At 61.2% G+C, this 19156-nt stretch carries 14 protein-coding genes and 1 pseudogene; 2 read left to right on the top strand and 13 right to left on the bottom strand.

Annotated features, from left to right (window positions below; translation table 11 throughout):
* Window positions 1-293: 293 nt before the first annotated feature.
* From MLC59_RS09015 to MLC59_RS08960, 13 genes and pseudogenes are all read right to left on the bottom strand, one after another.
* Window positions 294-1535 carry a glycosyltransferase family 4 protein gene (locus tag MLC59_RS09015; RefSeq protein WP_248233538.1) on the bottom strand — a complete coding sequence of 414 codons (1242 nt, stop codon included), beginning with the start codon at window positions 1533-1535 and terminating at the stop codon, window positions 294-296.
* Entirely contained in the window at window positions 1532-2656 is a 1125-nt protein-coding gene (locus MLC59_RS09010; protein ID WP_248233536.1) for a capsular polysaccharide export protein, LipB/KpsS family, read from the bottom strand. Before MLC59_RS09010 ends, MLC59_RS09015 begins: the two co-directional genes overlap by 4 nt.
* A complete protein-coding gene (locus MLC59_RS09005) occupies window positions 2640-3725 on the bottom strand; it encodes a KpsE/RkpR family capsule polysaccharide export protein (RefSeq protein ID WP_248233535.1) in 1086 nt (361 codons plus the stop codon). The genes MLC59_RS09010 and MLC59_RS09005 overlap by 17 nt, the downstream gene beginning before the upstream one ends.
* The gene (locus tag MLC59_RS09000; RefSeq protein WP_248233533.1) at window positions 3722-4387 is read right to left on the bottom strand and encodes an ABC transporter ATP-binding protein; all 666 of its coding nucleotides are present in this window, start codon (window positions 4385-4387) and stop codon (window positions 3722-3724) included. The genes MLC59_RS09005 and MLC59_RS09000 overlap by 4 nt, the downstream gene beginning before the upstream one ends.
* Window positions 4384-5178, bottom strand: a complete 795-nt coding sequence (locus MLC59_RS08995) for an ABC transporter permease (protein WP_248233531.1) — start codon at window positions 5176-5178, stop codon at window positions 4384-4386. Before MLC59_RS08995 ends, MLC59_RS09000 begins: the two co-directional genes overlap by 4 nt.
* Window positions 5178-6911: a polysaccharide biosynthesis/export family protein gene (locus MLC59_RS08990; RefSeq protein WP_248233530.1), complete on the bottom strand. Its 1734-nt coding sequence runs from the start codon at window positions 6909-6911 to the stop codon at window positions 5178-5180. Before MLC59_RS08990 ends, MLC59_RS08995 begins: the two co-directional genes overlap by 1 nt.
* Entirely contained in the window at window positions 6908-7315 is a 408-nt protein-coding gene (locus MLC59_RS08985; protein ID WP_248233528.1) for a DVU3141 family protein, read from the bottom strand. Before MLC59_RS08985 ends, MLC59_RS08990 begins: the two co-directional genes overlap by 4 nt.
* Before the next feature lie 44 nt (window positions 7316-7359).
* A complete protein-coding gene (locus tag MLC59_RS08980; RefSeq protein ID WP_248233526.1) occupies window positions 7360-8766 on the bottom strand; it encodes a capsule assembly Wzi family protein in 1407 nt (468 codons plus the stop codon).
* Between the two features lie 374 nt (window positions 8767-9140).
* Window positions 9141-10952: a translational GTPase TypA gene (gene typA, locus MLC59_RS08975; protein WP_248233524.1), complete on the bottom strand. Its 1812-nt coding sequence runs from the start codon at window positions 10950-10952 to the stop codon at window positions 9141-9143.
* 204 nt (window positions 10953-11156) lie between these two features.
* Window positions 11157-11438 carry a GAF domain-containing protein gene (locus tag MLC59_RS19925; protein WP_345799761.1) on the bottom strand — a complete coding sequence of 94 codons (282 nt, stop codon included), beginning with the start codon at window positions 11436-11438 and terminating at the stop codon, window positions 11157-11159.
* A complete protein-coding gene (locus MLC59_RS08970; RefSeq protein ID WP_282450913.1) occupies window positions 11432-12649 on the bottom strand; it encodes a GAF domain-containing protein in 1218 nt (405 codons plus the stop codon). Before MLC59_RS08970 ends, MLC59_RS19925 begins: the two co-directional genes overlap by 7 nt.
* Complete coding sequence (locus MLC59_RS08965; RefSeq protein ID WP_248233582.1) at window positions 12640-12774, bottom strand: hypothetical protein; 135 nt, start codon at window positions 12772-12774, stop codon at window positions 12640-12642. Before MLC59_RS08965 ends, MLC59_RS08970 begins: the two co-directional genes overlap by 10 nt.
* Window positions 12775-12845: 71 nt before the next feature.
* Window positions 12846-16460 (bottom strand): annotated as a pseudogene (locus MLC59_RS08960) (chemotaxis protein CheB); the annotation flags it as partial.
* A gap of 388 nt (window positions 16461-16848) precedes the next feature.
* Here MLC59_RS08960 and glnA point away from each other — a divergent pair.
* Together glnA and MLC59_RS08950 are read left to right on the top strand one after the other, a co-directional pair.
* Window positions 16849-18252, top strand: a complete 1404-nt coding sequence (gene glnA / locus MLC59_RS08955) for a glutamate--ammonia ligase (protein WP_248233522.1) — start codon at window positions 16849-16851, stop codon at window positions 18250-18252.
* Window positions 18253-18423: 171 nt separating this feature from the next.
* Window positions 18424-18948 (top strand): DUF4124 domain-containing protein, encoded by a 525-nt coding sequence (locus MLC59_RS08950; RefSeq protein ID WP_248233521.1) that lies wholly within the window; start codon window positions 18424-18426, stop codon window positions 18946-18948.
* Window positions 18949-19156 lie beyond the last annotated feature (208 nt).

Below are 19156 nucleotides of genomic sequence, written 5' to 3'. Positions count from 1 at the left end.
ATCCACGCCCTTCGACAGGCTCAGGGCGAGCGGGGGAACTCGGAAATATGAATCCACGCCCTTCGACAGGCTCAGGGCGATCGGGGGAACTCGGAAATATCAATCCACGCCCTTCGACAGGCTCAGGGCGAGCGGGGGAACTCGTAAATATGAGTCCACGCCCTTCGACAGGCTCAGGGCGAGCGGGGATCTCGGAAATATACAGAAGAACAGAGAAGGATTTTTATCTTTTCTTCCCTTGCCCTCCCGCTCGCCCTGAGCCTGTCGAAGGGCGTGGTTTTCGTGGCCAATTTCTATCTTTGGGTGTTTGGGCGTTGTTCCTGGGTTGGGAGACGGGTGGTTTGTCTCGGGGCCAGGGGGATTATTTCTGCGGCTGTGGGGGGCTGCAGGTTTAGTTGGGTCAGGATGTGTTGGTTGATTTTTCTTACGTCGAAGCGTTCTACGGCGAGTTGGTGGCTGGCTTCGCCCATGGTTTTTATGAGTTCCGGGTGTTCCAGGAAGCGGGTCATGGCGGCTTCGAGGGCTTGTTGGTTATGGGGTTCTACTAGGTAGCCGTTGATGCCGTTGTTTACGGTTTTGCGGCAGCCGGGCATGTTGGTGGTTATGACCGGGCGGGCCATGGCGAGGGCTTCCTGGGTGCTGCGGGGGACGCCTTCGCGGTAGTAGGTGGGCAGTACGAATACGCTGCTTTTGCCCAGCCAGGGGACGATGTCGGGTACCGGGCCGGCGTAGTGGATGACGCCCTGTTTCTGCAGTTGGTTGAGTTGCCGGCGGGTGACGGAGCCGGGCTTGGTGTCAAGGCCGCCGACAACCAGGAAGCGGGCGTTGGTGTAGCGGACCTGCAGGTTCTTTGCGGCTTCCAGGAAGTAGTGGATGCCTTTCTCGGTCAGCAGGCGGCCGGCGAAGATGAACTGTACCGGGTCTGCCACCGGGGCGTGGAAGTGGTAGCGCTCCAGGCAGACGCCGATGCCGCCGAGGATTTCCGGCTTTGGGATACCGAAGCGCAGCAGGTCGGCGCAGTCGCCCCGGTTGAGCACAAACACTTTGTGGGCCCTGGGCAGGCTAAGGCGGAACAGGTTGACCATGATGGCCCGGGTCAGGCGTTGTTTGAGGGGGTCTTTGCCCGGGGTATGGGTGAACATGCGACCCAGGCCTTCGATTTTCACCACCCGCCGGGGTACGCCTGCCAGCCAGGCTGCCAGGGTGCCGTAGATGGACGGCTTGATGAAGTAGCAGAAGGTCATGGTAATACGGTGCTTGCGGAACAAGCGGTACAGGCGCCACAGGGTGTACAGGTCTGCCAGCGGGTTGGTGCCCAGCTGGCGAATGGGGTAGCTCACCGGGTGGGCGCCCAGCGCCCGTACGGCCTTGCGGCTTTGGTCGTCGTAATCCGGTGCGAAGGCGAACACTTCGTGCCCGGCTGCCACCATGTCGCGGATCAGCTCACCCCGGAAACCCAGCATGGTCTCGGTGAGGTTGCCGACCACGGCAATGCGCTGTTTGCTGTGTTTAGTGGCTGACTGTGGTGCTGTCATCGGGTACCGAAAAGCCGGTTGATGCTGCGCCGGGCAGCCCGGCGGGTGATTTCCCCCAGCCGGCTGGCCGGGGTTTTGGGTGCAGTGCGCCATTGTTCGAGGGTGGCCAGGGTCTGCTCTGGGGTGGCGTAGTGTTCGCCCATGCCCTGCCCCGTGCGGGACGTGTACAAGGGGTAATGAATCAGCGCGCCGGCCACCAGTTGCTGCAGGTTCAGGCGGCGCTGGCGGCGCTCGCAATGGTACTGGTCCTGGGTGAGCCCCCAGCCGGCGTAGAAAGGCATGCCGTAGCAATGGACGGGCCTGCCCCGCAGCAGCGCTTCAAACCCTGCCAGGGATGTGAGGGTGTGTACGCTGTCTACCCCGGCAATGACGCGGGTAATACTGGCGTTGCCAATGACCTGGTCGCACACCTGTTGCGCCTGGTGTTCGTCCTGGCCCCGGGCCCGGGCGCCGCTGAGTACATCCGGGTGCGGTTTGTAGATAATCCAGGCTTGCGGGTTCTGTGCCCTGACCGCCTGCAGCAGGCCCAGGTTGCTGCGGATGTCGCGGCTGCCCCAGGCGATGGAGGCGTCACTTTCTACCTGGCCGGGAACCAGGATAACCTGGCGGTCGGTATCCGGCCGTTGCCAGGGCTCGCCACCAACATTGTACTTGCTGATGTCTGACCGGCTCAGGGTATGGATCAGTTGTTGTGCCCGCTGCAGGCCGACGTCGCTGAACGCCTGGTTTTGAAGGATATGCTCCAGGTCGGATGGCCGGGTAGCATCGAAATACAGACCACGACTGTCGAATACCCAGGACAGGGGCGGTGCGAAGTGGGCGCCCAGGCCGACGGACCGTAAAAAGCCGTCCTCTACCCGCACCAGGTGGCTTTGAGGTGGCAGGCCTTCGAGGCGGCCTTCGTATTCGGTTGGGTTGCCCCAGATCAGTGCGAGATGGCCCGGCTTGACCTCGCTGGCACGGCTCACGTGGCGTATGGGCACACCCTGGACGAACCGGGCCAGGGTGCGGCGCCAGTGGGGTTTGAAACCTATCGCATCTACCGGGCCGGGGCTAATACCGCGATGTTCACACCAGCTGACCCAGGTGGCCGGCTGGTGGGGGTCAGTCTCTGTGGTCACGCACAACCGTTACGATGAGTTGCAGTATGGCGGTGATCAACAGGGTGATCAGCGCAAATACCGTGATGTTGTACAGCCGCTCGGGCTTGATGGGGTATTCCGGCAGCGTGGGGTATTCCAGTATCGAGACCTGCTTGAGTTTGCGGGCGGCCTCGATGCGAGTGCTTTCCAGCGCGGTCAGTGTGTTGGAGTAGAGCTCAAGGGCAAAGTCGGCGCGCATTTCCAGGGTCTTGTATTCGGCCGATACCTTGTTCAGGGAATCGCCGCTCTGGCGGGCCAGTTTGTCCTGCTCGATGCGGATCTGCTCTTCCATGGCGGAGGCTTCTTCCCGCAGGCGGCGGATTTCCGGCGAGCTGGCGCTCTGGTAGCTGGACAGGGCCTTGATGCGGGCGTTCAGCAGGGCCAGTTCCGCCTGCAGGCGCGATACGGTTCCGAAGATGGCCTCGATGGTCTGGGCCGGTGCGACCAGGCCTTTTTCGTTCTGGAACTCCAGCATCCTGTCGCGAGCGTTGTACAGGCGTTTCTCGAGGATCTGCGCCTGCTCGTCAATGAAGTCCACCTGCTCCTCTGCCAGGCGCTGACCCATAAGGTTCATGTGGCGCTCGCCCTCTTCCAGCAGGGCCTGGGTGATCTGTTGGGCCATTTCCGGGGTGTAGGCCTGTACTTCCACTTTCAGCAGGCTGGCGTAGTCGTCAAAGACGATGTTGATGCGACCCTGCATGTACTTGTGAAAGGTTTCGATAGGCACGTCGGCGGACTCCAGCCGTGCCAGGAAGTCGATGTCGTTATTACTGTAGTGACTGCGCAGATCCAGGTCCTCCTGCAGGCTGCGCAGCATGGCCACGGATTCCAGGTGATCCTTCAGCAGCAGCAAGTCGCCAGAGCCGCTGGTGCCTGACAACAGGGAGGAGACGTTCAGGCTGGCCGGGTTGATTTCCGGTGACTGCAGCACGATGTGCGCCCTGGACACATATCGGTCGGTGGCCAGCAGGCCCCAGTACAGCGCAGCCACCAGGATGGCGAGGGCCGCCAGTAACCAGAAGGGGTTGTTTTTCAGAAAGCGAGTCATTGTTTTCCTATGGTTTGTCTGTAAGCGTCCAGGGCGTCGTTGATATCGTCGTACCAGGTGGCGGTGCCGTTTTGAAGCACGATGCCCGACTGGCAAAGCTGCTTGAGCATGCCTTCCTGGTGGGAAGCCATGATAATGCTGGCCCGGCCTACCCGGTCGCGGAAGGCTTTTACGGCCTTTTGCTTGAACGCCGCATCACCTACGGCCGTGGCTTCGTCGGACAGGTAGACATCGAACTCGAACGCAAAGGACAGGCCGAAGTTGAGCCTGCTTCGCATGCCTGAAGAGTAGGTTTTGATGGGCTGGTCGAAGGCCTTGCCGATCTCGGCGAAATCCTGCACTTTCTGGATCAGCTCCGGTATGCGGTCTTCGCCACCGTGTATGCGGGCAACGAACTTGACGTTCTGCCGGCCTGTCATTGAGCCCTGCAGGCCGCCCCCGAGCCCCATGGGCCAGGACACCCTGCAGTGGTGGATGACCCGGCCCTTGTCCGGGACATCCATGCCGCCAATCAGTCGCAACAGGGTGCTCTTGCCGGCACCGTTACGACCAAGTATGCCCACACTGACGTTGCGGGGAATGGTGAAGTCCACATCCCGCAGCACCCATCCGCCACCGAAGGGCCCGTGGTAGCGCTTATAAAGGTTTTTAACCTCGATCATTGGGCCATCAACCGGAACTTGTAGCGAACATGCATCAGAAGCCCGAGGGCCAGTGCACCAAGGGACCACCAGGTGGCGTAAAGCAAGCTGATGCCGTCTACCGTCCGGTAGGCCTCAAAGAAGCCTGCCCTGACAAACTCCAGGATATGCACCAGTGGATTGAACATCAGGTAGTAGCGTACTTCTGTCGGGAAATACTGAATTGGTATCATCACGCCTGACAAAAGATACAGCGGCATGGTCAACATCGAAATAAATTTCTTGGACTCGGGAAACACGGTCACAACCACAGAGAAGATCAACGCGATGCCAATGCCAAAAGCCCACATCAACATCCAGTAACCCATCACAGATAAAGGATCGTGGGGCAGGATTTCGTAGTTCAGCAGGTTTAGCAGAACCACCATGATCAGGATAACCGTGGTACTCAGCATGCCCTCCAGGGCACAACGCACGAGTACCGTGTCCGCTGGACGCACCTGGCGATAGGCGAACAACGCCCGGTTGGCGTCGATGGCAGACATGCCCCGGGTCATCAGGTTCCTGAACAGAAAGAAGGTTGTGATCCCCACGATCAGCCAAGGGATAAAGTCCGCACCCGGGATGAGCCTGATGCGGCCAATCAGCGTCCGCAACCCGGCCATGATGAGCACGTGTGCAATGGGCTCCAGCAGCAACCACAACCACGCCACCCGGTCAGCCGTGACCCGGGCGGTGAGTTCACGCAGGAACAGCGCATACCAGACATGCAGCGTTACCTGCCAGGGATTGCGAACCGCTGCCTGGGCCATCAGATGTCCAGCGCCACCTTGGTTGCCACGGCAATCTGGTACAGGATCTGGGTGACGGTGGAGGCGATTTGCAGGTTCTTGGTTTCCACCTTCGGCATCACCAGGATCTGGTCACCCGGGCGCAGGGGGACGTCGCCGGCGTCGCGCACTTCGCCGTTCTGCCGGGCGATAAGGATGTGCTCGTCGTTCGCGTGCTGGCTGAAGCCACCGGCGCCTTCGATGTAGTCCAGAGCGTTCTTGCCGGGCACGAAAACCACTGACTGCGGGATATAGACCTCGCCGGAGACCAGGATGGCGTCGGTGCGCGGCGGCAGGGTGATGACGTCCCGGTCCTGCAGGCGGATGTCTACCAGGTCACCCTGGTGGGCCACTACCAGGCGCCCGTTGGGCTCTACCTTGCGGGCCTCCTGGACGAACTGGCTGATGAGTTCCGCTTCCTGGATGCGGATGGCCGACTCTTCCGCGGTGGAGGATGATGCCCCCAGGTAGGTGGTTTCCAGGCGGCGGAGGCTGTCTTCCAGGGCCTGTTTCTGCTGTTCCTGCACACTCTCGCGACGGATGGAAATGCTTTCGAAGGCGGTTTCTGCAGGATCGATAGCAATGCCGTTAAGCAGCTCCATCAGGTGGGTGCCCTTGGGCACGACGAAGTAGGAAGCCCCCAGGTAGGCACCTTCCAGTTGCACCACGATTTCGTTCTTGTGGCGGTCTGCCAGGAAGACTACGTCGTCGCCGTCGGACAGTTCCTGTTTGAGAAACTCTGCCATGGTGCCGTATTTGAAGAACGGGGCGGCGTTGCGACTGCCCCGCAGCAGGGCGTGGGAGACGTCGGCATCCAGCTTCGCCAGGCGCACCAGGTCACGGCCGGTCAGCTCGCTTCCGGTGAGTTCGTAGTTGTAGGGGCGGCCCACTTCACCGGTCACGGTCACAGTGGGTCCGCGGCGCTCTACCAGCACGGTGTCGCCGTCCTGCAGTTGTGGGTGCTCCAGGGTGCCGGTCAGCAGGAAGTCATACAGGTCCATGGTGGCGAGGGTTTTGCCGTTGCGGATCAGGCGCACCTTGCGGTAGCTGCCCAGGTCACCATCAATGCCGGACGCCTGGTCCAGCAGGTAGAGTACGGAATCACTGGGCACACCGGCATAGCGGCCGGGCTTTTCCACGTGGCCGGTGACAAACACCGCCACAGGCTGCACGCCCTGCAGGTTGGTGTAGACGTTGACGTTGTCCGGGTAGACCTTTTGTACGGCCCGGCGCACCACGGCGTCCAGCTGGGAATGGGTAACGCCCTGCACCTGGACCGGCCCGACGCTGGGGATAAAGATATTGCCCTGGGCGTCTACCGGCATCACCCGTTCAACTTCCACGGCACCCCAGATACGCAGGGTGATCTGGTCGCCGGGCAGTACACGGTAGTCTTCGTTGAGGCCATCAGCCCGCATGCCACGGAAGCCGCCGTTGAACAGCTCGGCGCCAAAGGGCTGGATATCGGCTTTCTGTTCCTCTGTCAGGATGGGGCCGTAGGTGCCGCTCTGCCAGTTGGTGTTGGAAGGCGCCTCGCTGGCCTGCTGCCCCCCTGCCCCGGGTCCACCGGACTGGCCCTGGAGCATTTGCTGCATTTCCGGGGTCATGCGCTGGCGCTGGCTTTCGGGGATGTCGCCGAAGCTCTGGGCCTGGAGGTTAACCGCAACGAGAAGCAAGGTGAGTGCAGCCAGCAGGCGCTGGGTGATGGTCATCATGGCGTTACCTCCGCGGTTTCCGCGGCCAGGGCTTTGGTGGCGCCCCAGGCGCCGGACTCGTAATGGCACAGATTCACCAGCTGGTTGGCGCTGGTGCCGCTGACCCTTGCTTTCATGCACTCCCGGCCGGAGGCTGCGAAGAAGCGGTGGATGACGGTGACACTGGTGTTCTCGCCCCAGGGGGTCTGACCGACCTTGACCACGGCACCTGCCGTGGCGTCTGCCATCGCCGCTGAAGCTTCTTCGGGAAGAAAGGTCACGCGGGAGCCGTGGTAGGACCAGGCTTGCTGGTCATTGGTGGGGCTGACGCCGCCGGGAAAGGTTGTTGCACAGCCTGCCAGTGAGGCCAGGGCAATGGCGAGGACTACGCCCTTGCCGCTGTTCGTCCATTGTCTGTCAAACATCTGGGAAGTTGCCGTCTGTGTTCGTTGTTGGTATCGGGCCCGGTTCAGAAGCTCAGGGTCCAGCTGGCGGCGGCGGACCACTGGTCACGTTCGCCGTCGATCAATTCAATTTCGTCGTCCATCAACTCGGTGTAAAGGCCCAGGGTGCCAACGGGCAGCGGTTGCTGGAACGAGGCGGACAGCACCAGGCGTTCCTGGTCCCGACCGGGCACACTGTACCGGATATCCGGGTCCGGGTTAATGACCCGGGTGTCATCTTTTCCGGTGAGATCGAGCCAGGTGAGTGCCAGGCCCAGTTGCTGGCCCTGCTGGCTGAAGTTGTACATGCCGAGGGTAACGGCCTGGGAATCTGCCTCGATACTGGTGGCCAGATTGCGGCCCCGGTAGCGATAACCGGTCAGGTAGACCCGGTGTTCGTAGGTGATATCGGGCATGCCGCTGCCGGTGAGGTTGTCCGCCAAGGTGTCGGTGGCTTCCAGGTACCACTGCTGGTCCATGCCAGCCATTGCGGTGGTCCAGTCGACACCGAACATCCAGGATTTGCGGGACGGCAGGGCACCGGCTTCGTCTTCACCCATCATCTGGGTATAGACCGAGGCGGTATGGTCGCCGATGGCAAAGCCGTAGCGAATGTCGATGGCACCAAGCTGGTTGCTGGGGTCGTCATCCGGGTCGTCGGTATTGTCGTCGCCGATAAAGGCGTCCCAGAAGGTACCGGGGCTGGAGGAGCGGCCTTCGCCACCGATCACAAAGGTGCGGGAAAAGCCGATATCCAGGCCATCCAGGGGCCGGAAGGTCAGACGCATGCCGGCCAGGTAGGGGTCTGGTACGGCACGCTCTTCTTCCAGCTGGCCGACAAAGGCCGTTATCTGCCAGGGACCGATCCAGCTGAGCCAGGGCGTCTCGAAGGCTTTCGGGTCACGGCGGTTGAACCACACCGCGGGCACCGGGCGGGCGTTGTTGGACAGGATCAGGCTGGACTGCCAGCCAGGCCCCCACCAGCGGTCGATGTACCCTGCCCCCAGCATCCAGTTACCGGCCATGCCCGCCAGGTAGGAACCGTCGCCCCGCACCGGCTGGTCGTCTTCCGGGTCGGCCACCGCGGTGGCCTGCAGGCGGGCGATCACGTGGTCAGACTGCCACTCGGCGCCAGCGCTCAGCTCGCCGGACTCCCGCGGCTGCTGGCCAAAGCCCCGCAGGAATGCAGGCTCGGTCGCACCCGACACGGAAAAATGACCGGAGAGGCCTTCACCTGCATTGGCCGGGCGCATCATGGGCCAGGTGGTTACGGTGCGGTCGATCTGCCCCCGGTCAGCCTGGCGCTGGAGCATGACGCGGTCGTGGACGTTGCCGGTTTCAGCCCAGGGCGCGGCCTGCGCTGCATTATGTGCGGGGTTGCCGATCAGGCACGCTACCGCCCCACCGACCAACATCCAGTGCTTTGAGGACATAGAACCACCTTGTCTGTGAGTGACTTGACCCACGTGCGAGACGAACGTGTCGCGACACGCTTCGCATATTCTTTCGTTAACTTACCTTATAGCGGGTAAATTCTACGGAACTGAGGGGAACAAACAAGGCTTGACAGGGGGAGTAGGTGGTACTCGTGCCGCGGGTTTTGTTACGGGGTGTAAATTTGGCGGCTGAGGGTTGCGGGGCGCACGGAATGTTCGCCGCGAAACAGTATGAAAAGCTAAAGATAAAGACTTTTTTGCCACGCCCTTCGACAAGCTCAGGGCCACGAAATCCACGGAAAAAACAACAGTTACAGTGTGTAATGCTTTTCTTTCCGTGGATTTTGTGGATTTCGTGGCCGAAAAAATCCTTACTTCTTGCCAGCTCGCTTGCGCTCGTTCTCGGTGAGGAGTTTTTTGCGCAGGCGGATGGATTTGGGGGTTACTTCTACCAGTTCGTCGTCGTCGATGAATTCCAGGGCCTGTTCAAGGGTGTACTTGATGGGCGGTACCAGGCCGATGACTTCGTCTTTGCCAGAGGCGCGCATGTTGTCGAGCTTCTTGGCCTTGGTGGGGTTGATGACGATGTCGTTGTCGCGGCTGTGGATGCCGCACAGCTGGCCTTCGTAGATTTCCTGGCCGGGTTCGAGGAACAGCTTGCCGCGGCTCTGGAGGGTTTCCAGGGAGTAGGTCATGGCTGTGCCCTTGGCCATGGAGATCAGTACGCCGTTCTGGCGGCTGCCCATGGCGCCTTCTTTTACCGGGCCATAGTGGCTGAAGGTGGAGGTCAGGATACCGGTGCCTGAGGTCATGGTCAGGAAGGTGTTACGGAACCCGATCAGGCCGCGGGCCGGAATGGTGTATTCCAGGCGGATGCGGCCCTTGCCGTCCGGGATCATGTTGGTCATGTCGCCCTTGCGCAGACCCAGCTGTTCCATCACCGGACCCTGGTGCTGCTCCTCAATGTCGACGATGACGTTCTCGTAGGGCTCCTGCTTCTTGCCGTCGATTTCGCGGATCACCACTTCCGGGCGGCCTACGGCCAGCTCGAAGTTTTCACGGCGCATGTTCTCGATCAGTACGGACAGGTGCAGTTCGCCCCGGCCGGAGACCTTGAACTTGTCGGCAGACTCGCCTTCCTCGACACGCAGGGCGACGTTGTGCAGCAGCTCTTTTTCCAGGCGCTCCTTGATGTTGCGGCTGGTGACGTACTTGCCTTCCTTGCCGGCAAACGGCGAGTCATTGACCTGGAAGGTCATGGACACGGTGGGCTCGTCTACGGTCAGCGGCGGCAGTGCCTCGACGGCGTTGGGGTCGCACAGGGTATCGGAGATGTACAGCGGGTCGAGACCGCTGATACAGATGATATCGCCCGCCTGGGCGCTGTCCACTTCAACGCGCTGCAGGCCGGAGTGGCCCATGATCTTCAGGATACGGCCATTGCGCTTGTTGCCGTCGGTGCCGACCGCCACCACGGGGGTGTTGGTCTTTACCTGGCCACGCATGATGCGGCCGATGCCGATGACACCCAGGAAGCTGTTGTAGTCCAGCTGGGAGATCTGCATCTGGAAGGTGCCTTCCGGGTCTACGTCGGGGGCCGGTACGTGGTCGACGATAGCCTGGAACACGGCGTCCATGTTGTCGTCCAGCGCTTCGTGCTCCATGCCGGCGATGCCGTTGAGGGCACTGGCGTAGACAATGGGAAAGTCCAGCTGCTCGTCGGTGGCGCCCAGGTTGTCAAACAGGTCGAACACCTGGTCGACGACCCAGTCCGGGCGTGCACCAGGGCGGTCAATCTTGTTGACCACGACGATGGGGCGCAGGCCGGCGGCAAACGCCTTCTGGGTCACGAAGCGGGTCTGGGGCATGGGGCCGTCGATGGAATCCACCACCAGCAGCACACTGTCTACCATGCTCATCACCCGCTCTACCTCACCACCGAAGTCGGCGTGGCCAGGGGTGTCGACGATGTTGATGTCGTAGTCGTGCCATTTCAGGGCCGTGTTCTTGGCCAGGATGGTGATACCACGTTCCTTTTCCTGGTCGTTGGAGTCCATCACCCGCTCGCTTTCGAGCTCTTTGCGGTCGAGGGTGCCGGACTGGCGCAGCAACTGGTCTACCAGGGTGGTCTTACCGTGGTCAACGTGGGCGATAATGGCAACGTTTCTTAACTTATCAATCACAAAAAAATTCCTGTGGCATGTCGGGTGACCTGAGAGGGTCGCGCGTACGGGCCGCGAATGCGGTCGCCGACATGCCATCTCAAATCTGAAAATGAATCGTTTGCCGGCGCTATGGCCGGTTCCCCACCGTGGAACTGTGGCAGGGGGAGACAATGCGGGCGCAGTATATAGCAAAGTCGGTGGCGTTTATATGACGAAAAACGCCTACGGTACCAGGCCGATCAGGAAGCCGCGAAGGTTCAGCAGTTTGATGCGGGTGTCTTCCGGCCATTCCTGGCAGTAGCCAAGGCGGGTTTCCACCCAGCGCTCGAACGATCGCCGGGGCGTTATTGCCAGCGAGCCTGCCTGTTGCTCGGTGGGTTTGTTGGGGTTGCCACCCCAGGCGACCTGTTGCACTTCCTCCTGCCGGAAAAAATAACAGCGAATTGCGGTGGCGTTGCGTCGTGGCACTGACAGTCCGGCCAGGCCGGCGGCCTCCGTTAACACCGGGTGCGGGCAGTCATGGGTGACAACACCGGGTGCGGGCAGTCATGGGTGACGCCCTGGCTCAGCACGATGTCGTTGGGATCCTGCCGTGTGGACAGCCAGTCTTCGATCAGCTCCATCGCTTCGGTGTCTGGCACGGTGCCGAACTGGTAGGCCCGGTTTTCGACAGCCAGCCAGACGCCGTCAGCCTGGAATTCCTCACACAGCTGCTGCGCCAGCTCCGGCCAGGCGTCGTCGAGACTGCCCGCCTGCACGACCTGGTTGTGCCAGCTTTGAAAGCGTTTCTCCATCCGGTCCAGCAGGCTCATTCGCCGGCTGGTCAGCAGTTCGCGCAGCCGCAGGTTGAAGGTGAACACCTGGTCCGCCAGCGCCTTGAGCTCCGGCAGCGTCAGGTTGCGGGGCGCAGCGGAGTGGCAGGATATCAGCGCCTTGAGGCGGGTGGCGGTTTTGACGGGTATGGAGACAGCGCCGGCGACGCCCATGTTCGCCATGTAGCTCTGGTGAACGGGGGATACGCTGCGCAGGTCAGCATGGGACAGGTCTGGCGGGGTTTCGCCACGCCCGAGAATGTTGATGCTGGCCGCCTGGGCGTCGGGAATGGTGCGCCAGGGGGACTTCATATACAGGTCCCGGGCGATCCTGGGGATGTCGCTGGCCGGAAAGCGCAAGCCGTGGTAGGTGCCGGTGGTTTCCGTACCGCATGCCTCGGCAACCACTTCACCGGTTTCATCGTGACGGAACAGGTAGTACAGCACCCGGTCGAAGCCGGTGTGCGCCTGGATATGTTCAACCAGCCGCTGACGGGCGTCATCGATCTGCAGCGGGTGGTTCAGCTCGGTAAACGGCAGCACCGGCATGGGGGCACCGGTAGAAGTGTCGGTGCTGGTGGGTAAAAGCTCGATGACAACGGCGCCGTTGCTGGACCGGGTAAGAACCACTGAGGCGCTGTGGCCGGCTAGCTCCGCGTTGATGCGGGTGATACGGCTGCCAGGCTGGTCATCGAGCTCTGCGGACAGGGTGGCCAGGGGGTCTGGCAGGGGCTTGCCGATAAGCTGCTCCGGGGGCGCCAGCCACTGGTCCAGGTTTTCGGAGGCGTGGGTTACCTGCCCTTGCGCGTCAGCCACCAGCAAGGCGCCGTGGGGCTGGATTGCGCCAGACAGGTGCAGCGGCTCCTGCTCGCACTGGTCGATAAAGCCACCGGTTACAGACATGTTCGGTTCCCGTCTTTGAGTTTCTCGGTGAAATCTCGGTATTCCAGTGGCCGGGAACACACATAGCCCTGAATATAGTCGCAGCCGTTGTCGGCCAGCCATTGCAGCTGCCCTTGCGTTTCCACGCCCTCGGCACCGGGTCAAGGTTCTGACCCTGCCAGACCGACAGCGCCTGCAGGGCCAGCTGGACCACCTTGCGGTCGACCTCCTTGATCAGCCCGCTGGTTTCGCCGTCGTCCGGGTAGAAGGCCAGGCCGATACTGGCGGAAATGAACAGGTTGCGGTCGTTCAGCCTGATCGGCTCACGCATGGCAGCGATGATACGATCAGCCACCCTTTCTGCCCCCAGGAAGTCGATATCGGACAGGACAATGGTGAACTCGTCACCGCCGAGTCTGGCCACCGTGTCCATCTCCCTCATCAGCCCGCTCAGGCGCCGGGAGACCTCCACCAGCAGCTCATCCCCCATGTCATGGCCCAGGGTATCGTTGATGGTCTTGAAGTTATCCAGGTCCATAAACATGAGCGCGGTTATGCCACCGCTGCGCCTTGCCTGGGCGATGGCCAGGTCGAGCCGGTCGTGGAACAGTGAGCGGTTGGGCATGCCGGTGAGGGAATCGTGGGTGGCCAGGTACTCGGCCTTCTCCTGGCTTTCCTTCAGGCGGGTGATATCGGAGAACACCGCGACGAAATGGTCGCCGCCTTCTTCCTGTATCCGGTTGATGGTGAGCCACTCGGTGAAGTGGGTGCCATCCCTGCGCCGGTTTTTCAGTTCGCCCTGCCAGAAGCCGTCGTTGCTGAGACCGGTCCACATGGACTGGTAGAGCTCGGAGGAATTTTCGCCGGAGTTCAGCAAGGAGCCGATCTTGTGGCCGACCGCTTCCGTGGCGGGGAACCCGGTTATGCGTGAGAAGGCGGCGTTAACGGAAAGGATCACGGTGTTGCTGTCGGTGACCACGATGGCCTCGCCCGCCTGCTCGAACACCTTGGCGGAAATTCGCAGCTGGCGCTCGGATTCCTTGTAGGCGGTGATGTCTTCCGCCTCGTTGATGATCATATTGGGGCGATTGTTCTCGTCCCTTAATACCTGGTGTGCAATGCGGAAGACCCGCTCCGGGTTGCCGGGCAACACGTGCTCGGCGACGATCGCCCGGCCCTCACGCAGCGCTTCCAGGTCGCGGGCCCAGCTGTTGGCAGCGAAGGATTCCGGGAACAGCTCAAAATCGTTCTTGCCTTCCACATCTTCTGCAGCAAGACCAAAGGCTTCCAGGAAGGCCGGATTGGCAAAGGTGAAGGCTCCGGTCAGGTCTTTCATGGACAGCAACACGATGGTGTTGTCCATCAGGGCATCAAGCTGCGCCCTGGAACTGCGCAGGTCGGATTCAATCTGCCGCACGTCGGTCACATCCACCAGGCTGGCTACCAGTAGTTCGACCCGTTGCTCCGAGTCGATACCCGGGGTGACCTGCAGGTGGAATTGCCTGCTTTGGTAGTCAATCAGGCTTTCCTGCTGATCGGCCGTATCGCCTGCCTGTTGCAGGCTGCCTGCGATCACCTGGAACTGATCGGGCAACCTCAGCCGATCAATGTGCTGGTGGGTGGAGGTCGGCTTGAGCCCGAACAGGCGTGCCGCAGCGGCGTTGAACCGCCTCAACTGCTGGTCTCTGTCGAACACCAGTACGGCAAAGTCCAGTGCGTCGTAGACGTAGGTATATTCGTCGTTGAGGGCCTGGAGCTCGGCGGTTTTCACGTTGAGCTCTTCGTTCAGGCTCATCAGCTCTTCATTGGTGGCCTGCAACTCCTCGTTGGCGGCTTCCATTTCCTCGTTGGTGGCCTGGAGTTCTTCGTTGGAGGCTTGGGCTTCCTCATTGAGGGACTGCATCTCCTCATTGGCGGTGGCCAGCTCCTCAATCAGCGACTGAAGGTGCTCGCGGGTGGCGATGAGCTCTTCTTCGGCACCTTCGCCCTCCCTGTTTTTGTCAGCTGTGGCATCTGTCGCTGTGTGAGCCGGGGCATATCGCTCAAAAACCACCAGCAACTGCGGGTCGTGGGTCGCGGTGACTGGCCGAACGGATAGCCGCCAGGTTTCGCCATCGAAAATCCGCGGGCGCCCCAGGTAAACCTGGCTGTTGCGGTTTAACTGGTGCATCAGGGACATGAGTTCGCCCCGGAACACGCCGGTTACGAGCTCACTGATGTGGCTGCGGGCACGGCCCCGCGGAATCTGGAAGAACCGGTCAACTTCACCCGCGGTGCGCAGGATATTGCCCGCCGAGTCGCACAGGGCCAGGGTAATGCCGGTATGCACGACGACCACATCGAGCAGGTGCTGTAGCTCCACGTCCTGTTGCCGGCGAGCCCGGATCAGTGAGAGTGAGGAGTCATTGGTGCCCTTGCCGGCAACAACCGGTGTGCCCTTTTGCTTGGCGAAGACACGCTCACGGCGATCAAGGGGGCTGAACAGGCTGTCGGCATTGCCGGCGCTTTCACTGCGCCCCAGGAACAGCACCCCGCCCGGGGCCAGGGCAAAGTGGAACCGCTTGAGAACCTGCTGCTGGAGGCTGCTGTCGAAGTAGATCAGCACGTTACGACAGGTGGCCAGGTCAATTCTCAGGAACGGCGGGTCACTGATCAGGTTGTGGCGGGCAAAGACGATCATGTCCCGCAGGCGCTTGCCCACTTCATAGGTGGTGTCCTTGGCGACGAAGTAACGCTGCAGCCGCTGCCCGGAGAGTATTTCCAGCGCGGCCGCAGGGTAAAGGCCCCGGCGTGCAACGGCGAGGGCGTCGTCGTCAATGTCGGTCGCAAAAACCTGCACCGGCACCGATGCACCAAGGTGTTGCAGGGCTTCGTCAAACAGCATGGCGATGCTGTAGGCTTCTTCACCCGTGGCGCAGCCGGCGACCCATACGCGGATGTCGTCGCCCCTTTCAATGGCCTTACGACAGAGGCTTTCGATATAGGGCTGGAGTGCCTCGAAGGCTGAGTTATCCCGAAAGAACGCCGTCACCGAGATCAGGATATCCCGCGCCAGGTTATCCAGCTCCTCAGGGGCCTGCTTTGCGTGCTCGAGATAGCCCTCGACCGAGGTCATGCCCGTGGCCACCATTCTTCGGCGCAGCCGGCGTGAAATGGTGCCGGCCTTGTATCCGGAAAAGTCAACGTTGCGCCGGTCGGCCAGCATTTCGAGCAGTTCGTCGGGCAATTCCGTGTCTGTGCCCTGATAGGTAACCTGGGACTGCAAGCGCGCCAGTTTCCCCAGCTTCTCCGCCATGGCTTCGGGAGCCAGCACGAAATCGGCGACCTCCGCGCCAATGGCGGAACGGGGCATGCCATCGTACTTGGCGCTTTCAGGGTCCTGCACCAGGGTAACGCCGCCAGCAGCCATGATCGCCCGCAGCCCGGCGGTGCCATCAGACCCGGTGCCGGAGACGACAACGCCGACGGCGTGCTCGCCATATTCCGACGCCAGGGAGATGAAAAAATCATTGATGGACGGCTTGGGAAACACCTCGGGCCGGGCCGGAAACAGGTTGAAACGCCCTTCCTTCACCGCGGCATTGCTGTTGGGTGGCACCACATAGACAACCCCTGCCTCAGGCACGTCGTTGTCTTGCATGGAGCGAACCTGCAGACGGGTTTCGCGGGCGAGGATCTCGGGCAGCAGGCTCTTGTGGGTCGGCGAAACATGCTGCAGCACCACCCAGGCAAAAGGCAGGTCCGGGCCCAGTTTATGGAGTAACTGTGATACGGCTTCAAGGCCGCCGGCGGACGCGCCTATACCAACGACCGGCGTGGTGACTGCAGGCATGCTCATAGGGTTATTTCCTCTTATTGGATCGAGGTTATCAGCACATCTGCCTGACCTGAAGTGTGAGTTATGACGCTTTCGGGGATTTTATGCCAGAATGGCCTTTTGCAGCGGGTTTATAGGGCACAGGCGTGGGGCATGCCCTGATGAACGAGGCGCATAGTAGCTGCACCACAAAGGCCCAGAGAAGCACTTTTATGCACCGAATTGGTGCGCTTCGTCGGCTTGCTGGTCGGGCCCGCCCCGCATGAGAGCGGCGAAATGCCCGAAAAAGGCCGTGGTTGCGCTGTTCTGGCGCGTTAACCAAAATGTGGCAAGCGCCTTGCAGTCTTAACGATCGAATCCCGAAAATCACCCGCAGCACGGGTTAACTTACGGAGTAAGCACAATGTCCAAGACGATTGATCTGATCAAGGAACACGAAGTCAAATGGGTCGACATGCGATTCACTGACAGCCGCGGTAAAGAGCAGCATGTGACGCTGCCGGCCAGCGAGGTCGACGAGGATTTCTTCACCGAGGGCAAGATGTTCGATGGCTCCTCAATTGCCGGCTGGAAGGGCATCAACGAATCCGACATGATCCTGATGCCGGACGACGAAACCTCCGTGCTGGACCCGTTCACCGAGGAAACCACGGTCAACATCACCTGTGACATCGTGGAGCCCTCCACCATGCAGGGTTACGAGCGCGATCCCCGCTCCGTTGCCAAGCGTGCCGAGGAATACCTGAAGTCTACCGGCATCGCTGAGGGCGCCCTGTTCGGCCCCGAGCCCGAGTTCTTTGTGTTCGACTCCGCCAAGTGGAGCGTGGACATGAAAGGCGCCATGTACGAGCTGTACTCGGAGGAAGCCGCCTGGGTATCCGGCGACGACTTCGAGCGCAACAACATTGGCCACCGTCCGGGCGTCAAAGGCGGTTATTTCCCGGTGCCCCCGGTTGACAGCCTGCACGACCTGCGTGGTGCCATGTGCGCCGCCATGGAGTCCATGGGCCTGGTCATCGAGGTGCATCACCACGAAGTGGGCACCGCCGGCCAGTGTGAAATCGGCGTTGGTGCCAACACCCTGACCCGCAAGGCAGACGAAGTACAGGTCCTGAAATACTGCGTGCACAACGTGGCCCACGCCTACGGTAAGACCGCTACCTTTATGCCCAAGCCGGTGGTTGGTGATAACGGTTCCGGCATGCACGTACACATGTCCCTGAACAAGGACGGCAAGAACCTGTTCGCCGGTGACGGCTATGCCGGCCTGAGCGAAATGGCCCTGTATTACATCGGCGGTATCATCAAGCACGCCAAGGCCATCAACGCCTTCACCAACAGCTCCACCAACAGCTACAAGCGCCTGGTGCCGGGCTTTGAGGCGCCGGTGATGCTGGCCTACTCGGCCCGTAACCGTTCCGCATCTATCCGGATTCCGTACGTGAGCAGCCCGAAGGCCCGTCGTATCGAGGTGCGCTTCCCGGATGCGTCCGCCAACCCGTACCTGGCCTTCGCAGCCCTGATGATGGCCGGCCTGGACGGCATCCAGAACAAGATCCACCCTGGCGATGCCATGGACAAGGACCTGTACGACCTGCCGAAGGAAGAGGCCCTGGAGATTCCCACCGTGGCCGAGACCTTCCAGGAAGCCCTGGACTGCCTGGCAGACGATCACGAGTTCCTGACTCGTGGCGGCGTGTTCACTGAGGACATGATTGCCGGCTACATTGACCTGAAGCGTGGCGAAGTGGAAAAGCTGAACATGACCACCCACCCGGTGGAGTTCGAGCTGTACTACTCCTGCTAACAGCCTTGGCTGCTACCGCGACCGTCGGTAGCGCAGCGCCTGAAAGCCCCGCCCCGTGCGGGGCTTTTTTGTGATTTTTACCTCACCGTAAACGAACCCGACGGATGCTCCATTGCATTGCACAGCGGCACTGCCGATAATCCCGCCATGGTCCACAGAAAGGTCCCGGATATGAAAGCACAGCTCCTGATCGCCGCCGTTGCATCGGCGTTTCTTTCCCTGCCCGCCCAGGCGGAGGTCTACCGCCAGGTGGACAAGGACGGCAATGTTACCTTCACTGATGATCCCCAGGGCAAGGCTGAGCGGTTGGACGTCAAGCCGGTGACCACCATTACCATGCCCAAGCCGGCAACGGTGAGGAAGCAGATCAGTGAGGACGATGGCGAAATTGGCGACCAGGACGCCTATGACTCGGTGACCTTCCTCGCGCCCAACGACGATGAGGCCTTTCACAGCGGTAGCGGCAACGTGCAGTTCCAGGTGGCCAGCGACCCGGCCCTGCAACGGGGCCACCGCTTCGAGATCACCCTGGATGGCCAGCCGGTTGGCCAGACGACCTCCGGTACGGTAATGGTGAATAACGTTTTCCGGGGCACCCATAAGGCCGGGGTGAATGTGATCAATGCCGATGGCGAGCGGGTTTTTACCGGCGAGCCCATCCGCTTTACCATCCATCGCCCCTCCGTCAACAACTGACGCGCTTGTCGCCGGGTCACCTGCCCGGCTTGTCCTTCGCTCTCCCCCTTCTGTCGCCCTCTCTCCGCTCTCCAGCGCCCCCATCAACGGAGAATGCACCATTTTAGTGCGATCGCACCATTTAGAGTCCATACTCTGATCCGGGACGGGGCGCGCCGCCTGTGGCCAGGAAATGAATACACCCAGGCCGCACCGGTTCGACCCCCTG

The sequence above is a fragment of the Marinobacter bryozoorum genome, assembly GCF_023156245.1.
GTDB classification, from domain to species: Bacteria; Pseudomonadota; Gammaproteobacteria; order Pseudomonadales; family Oleiphilaceae; genus Marinobacter; species Marinobacter bryozoorum.
This window is presented reverse-complemented; position numbering and strand designations above follow the sequence as displayed.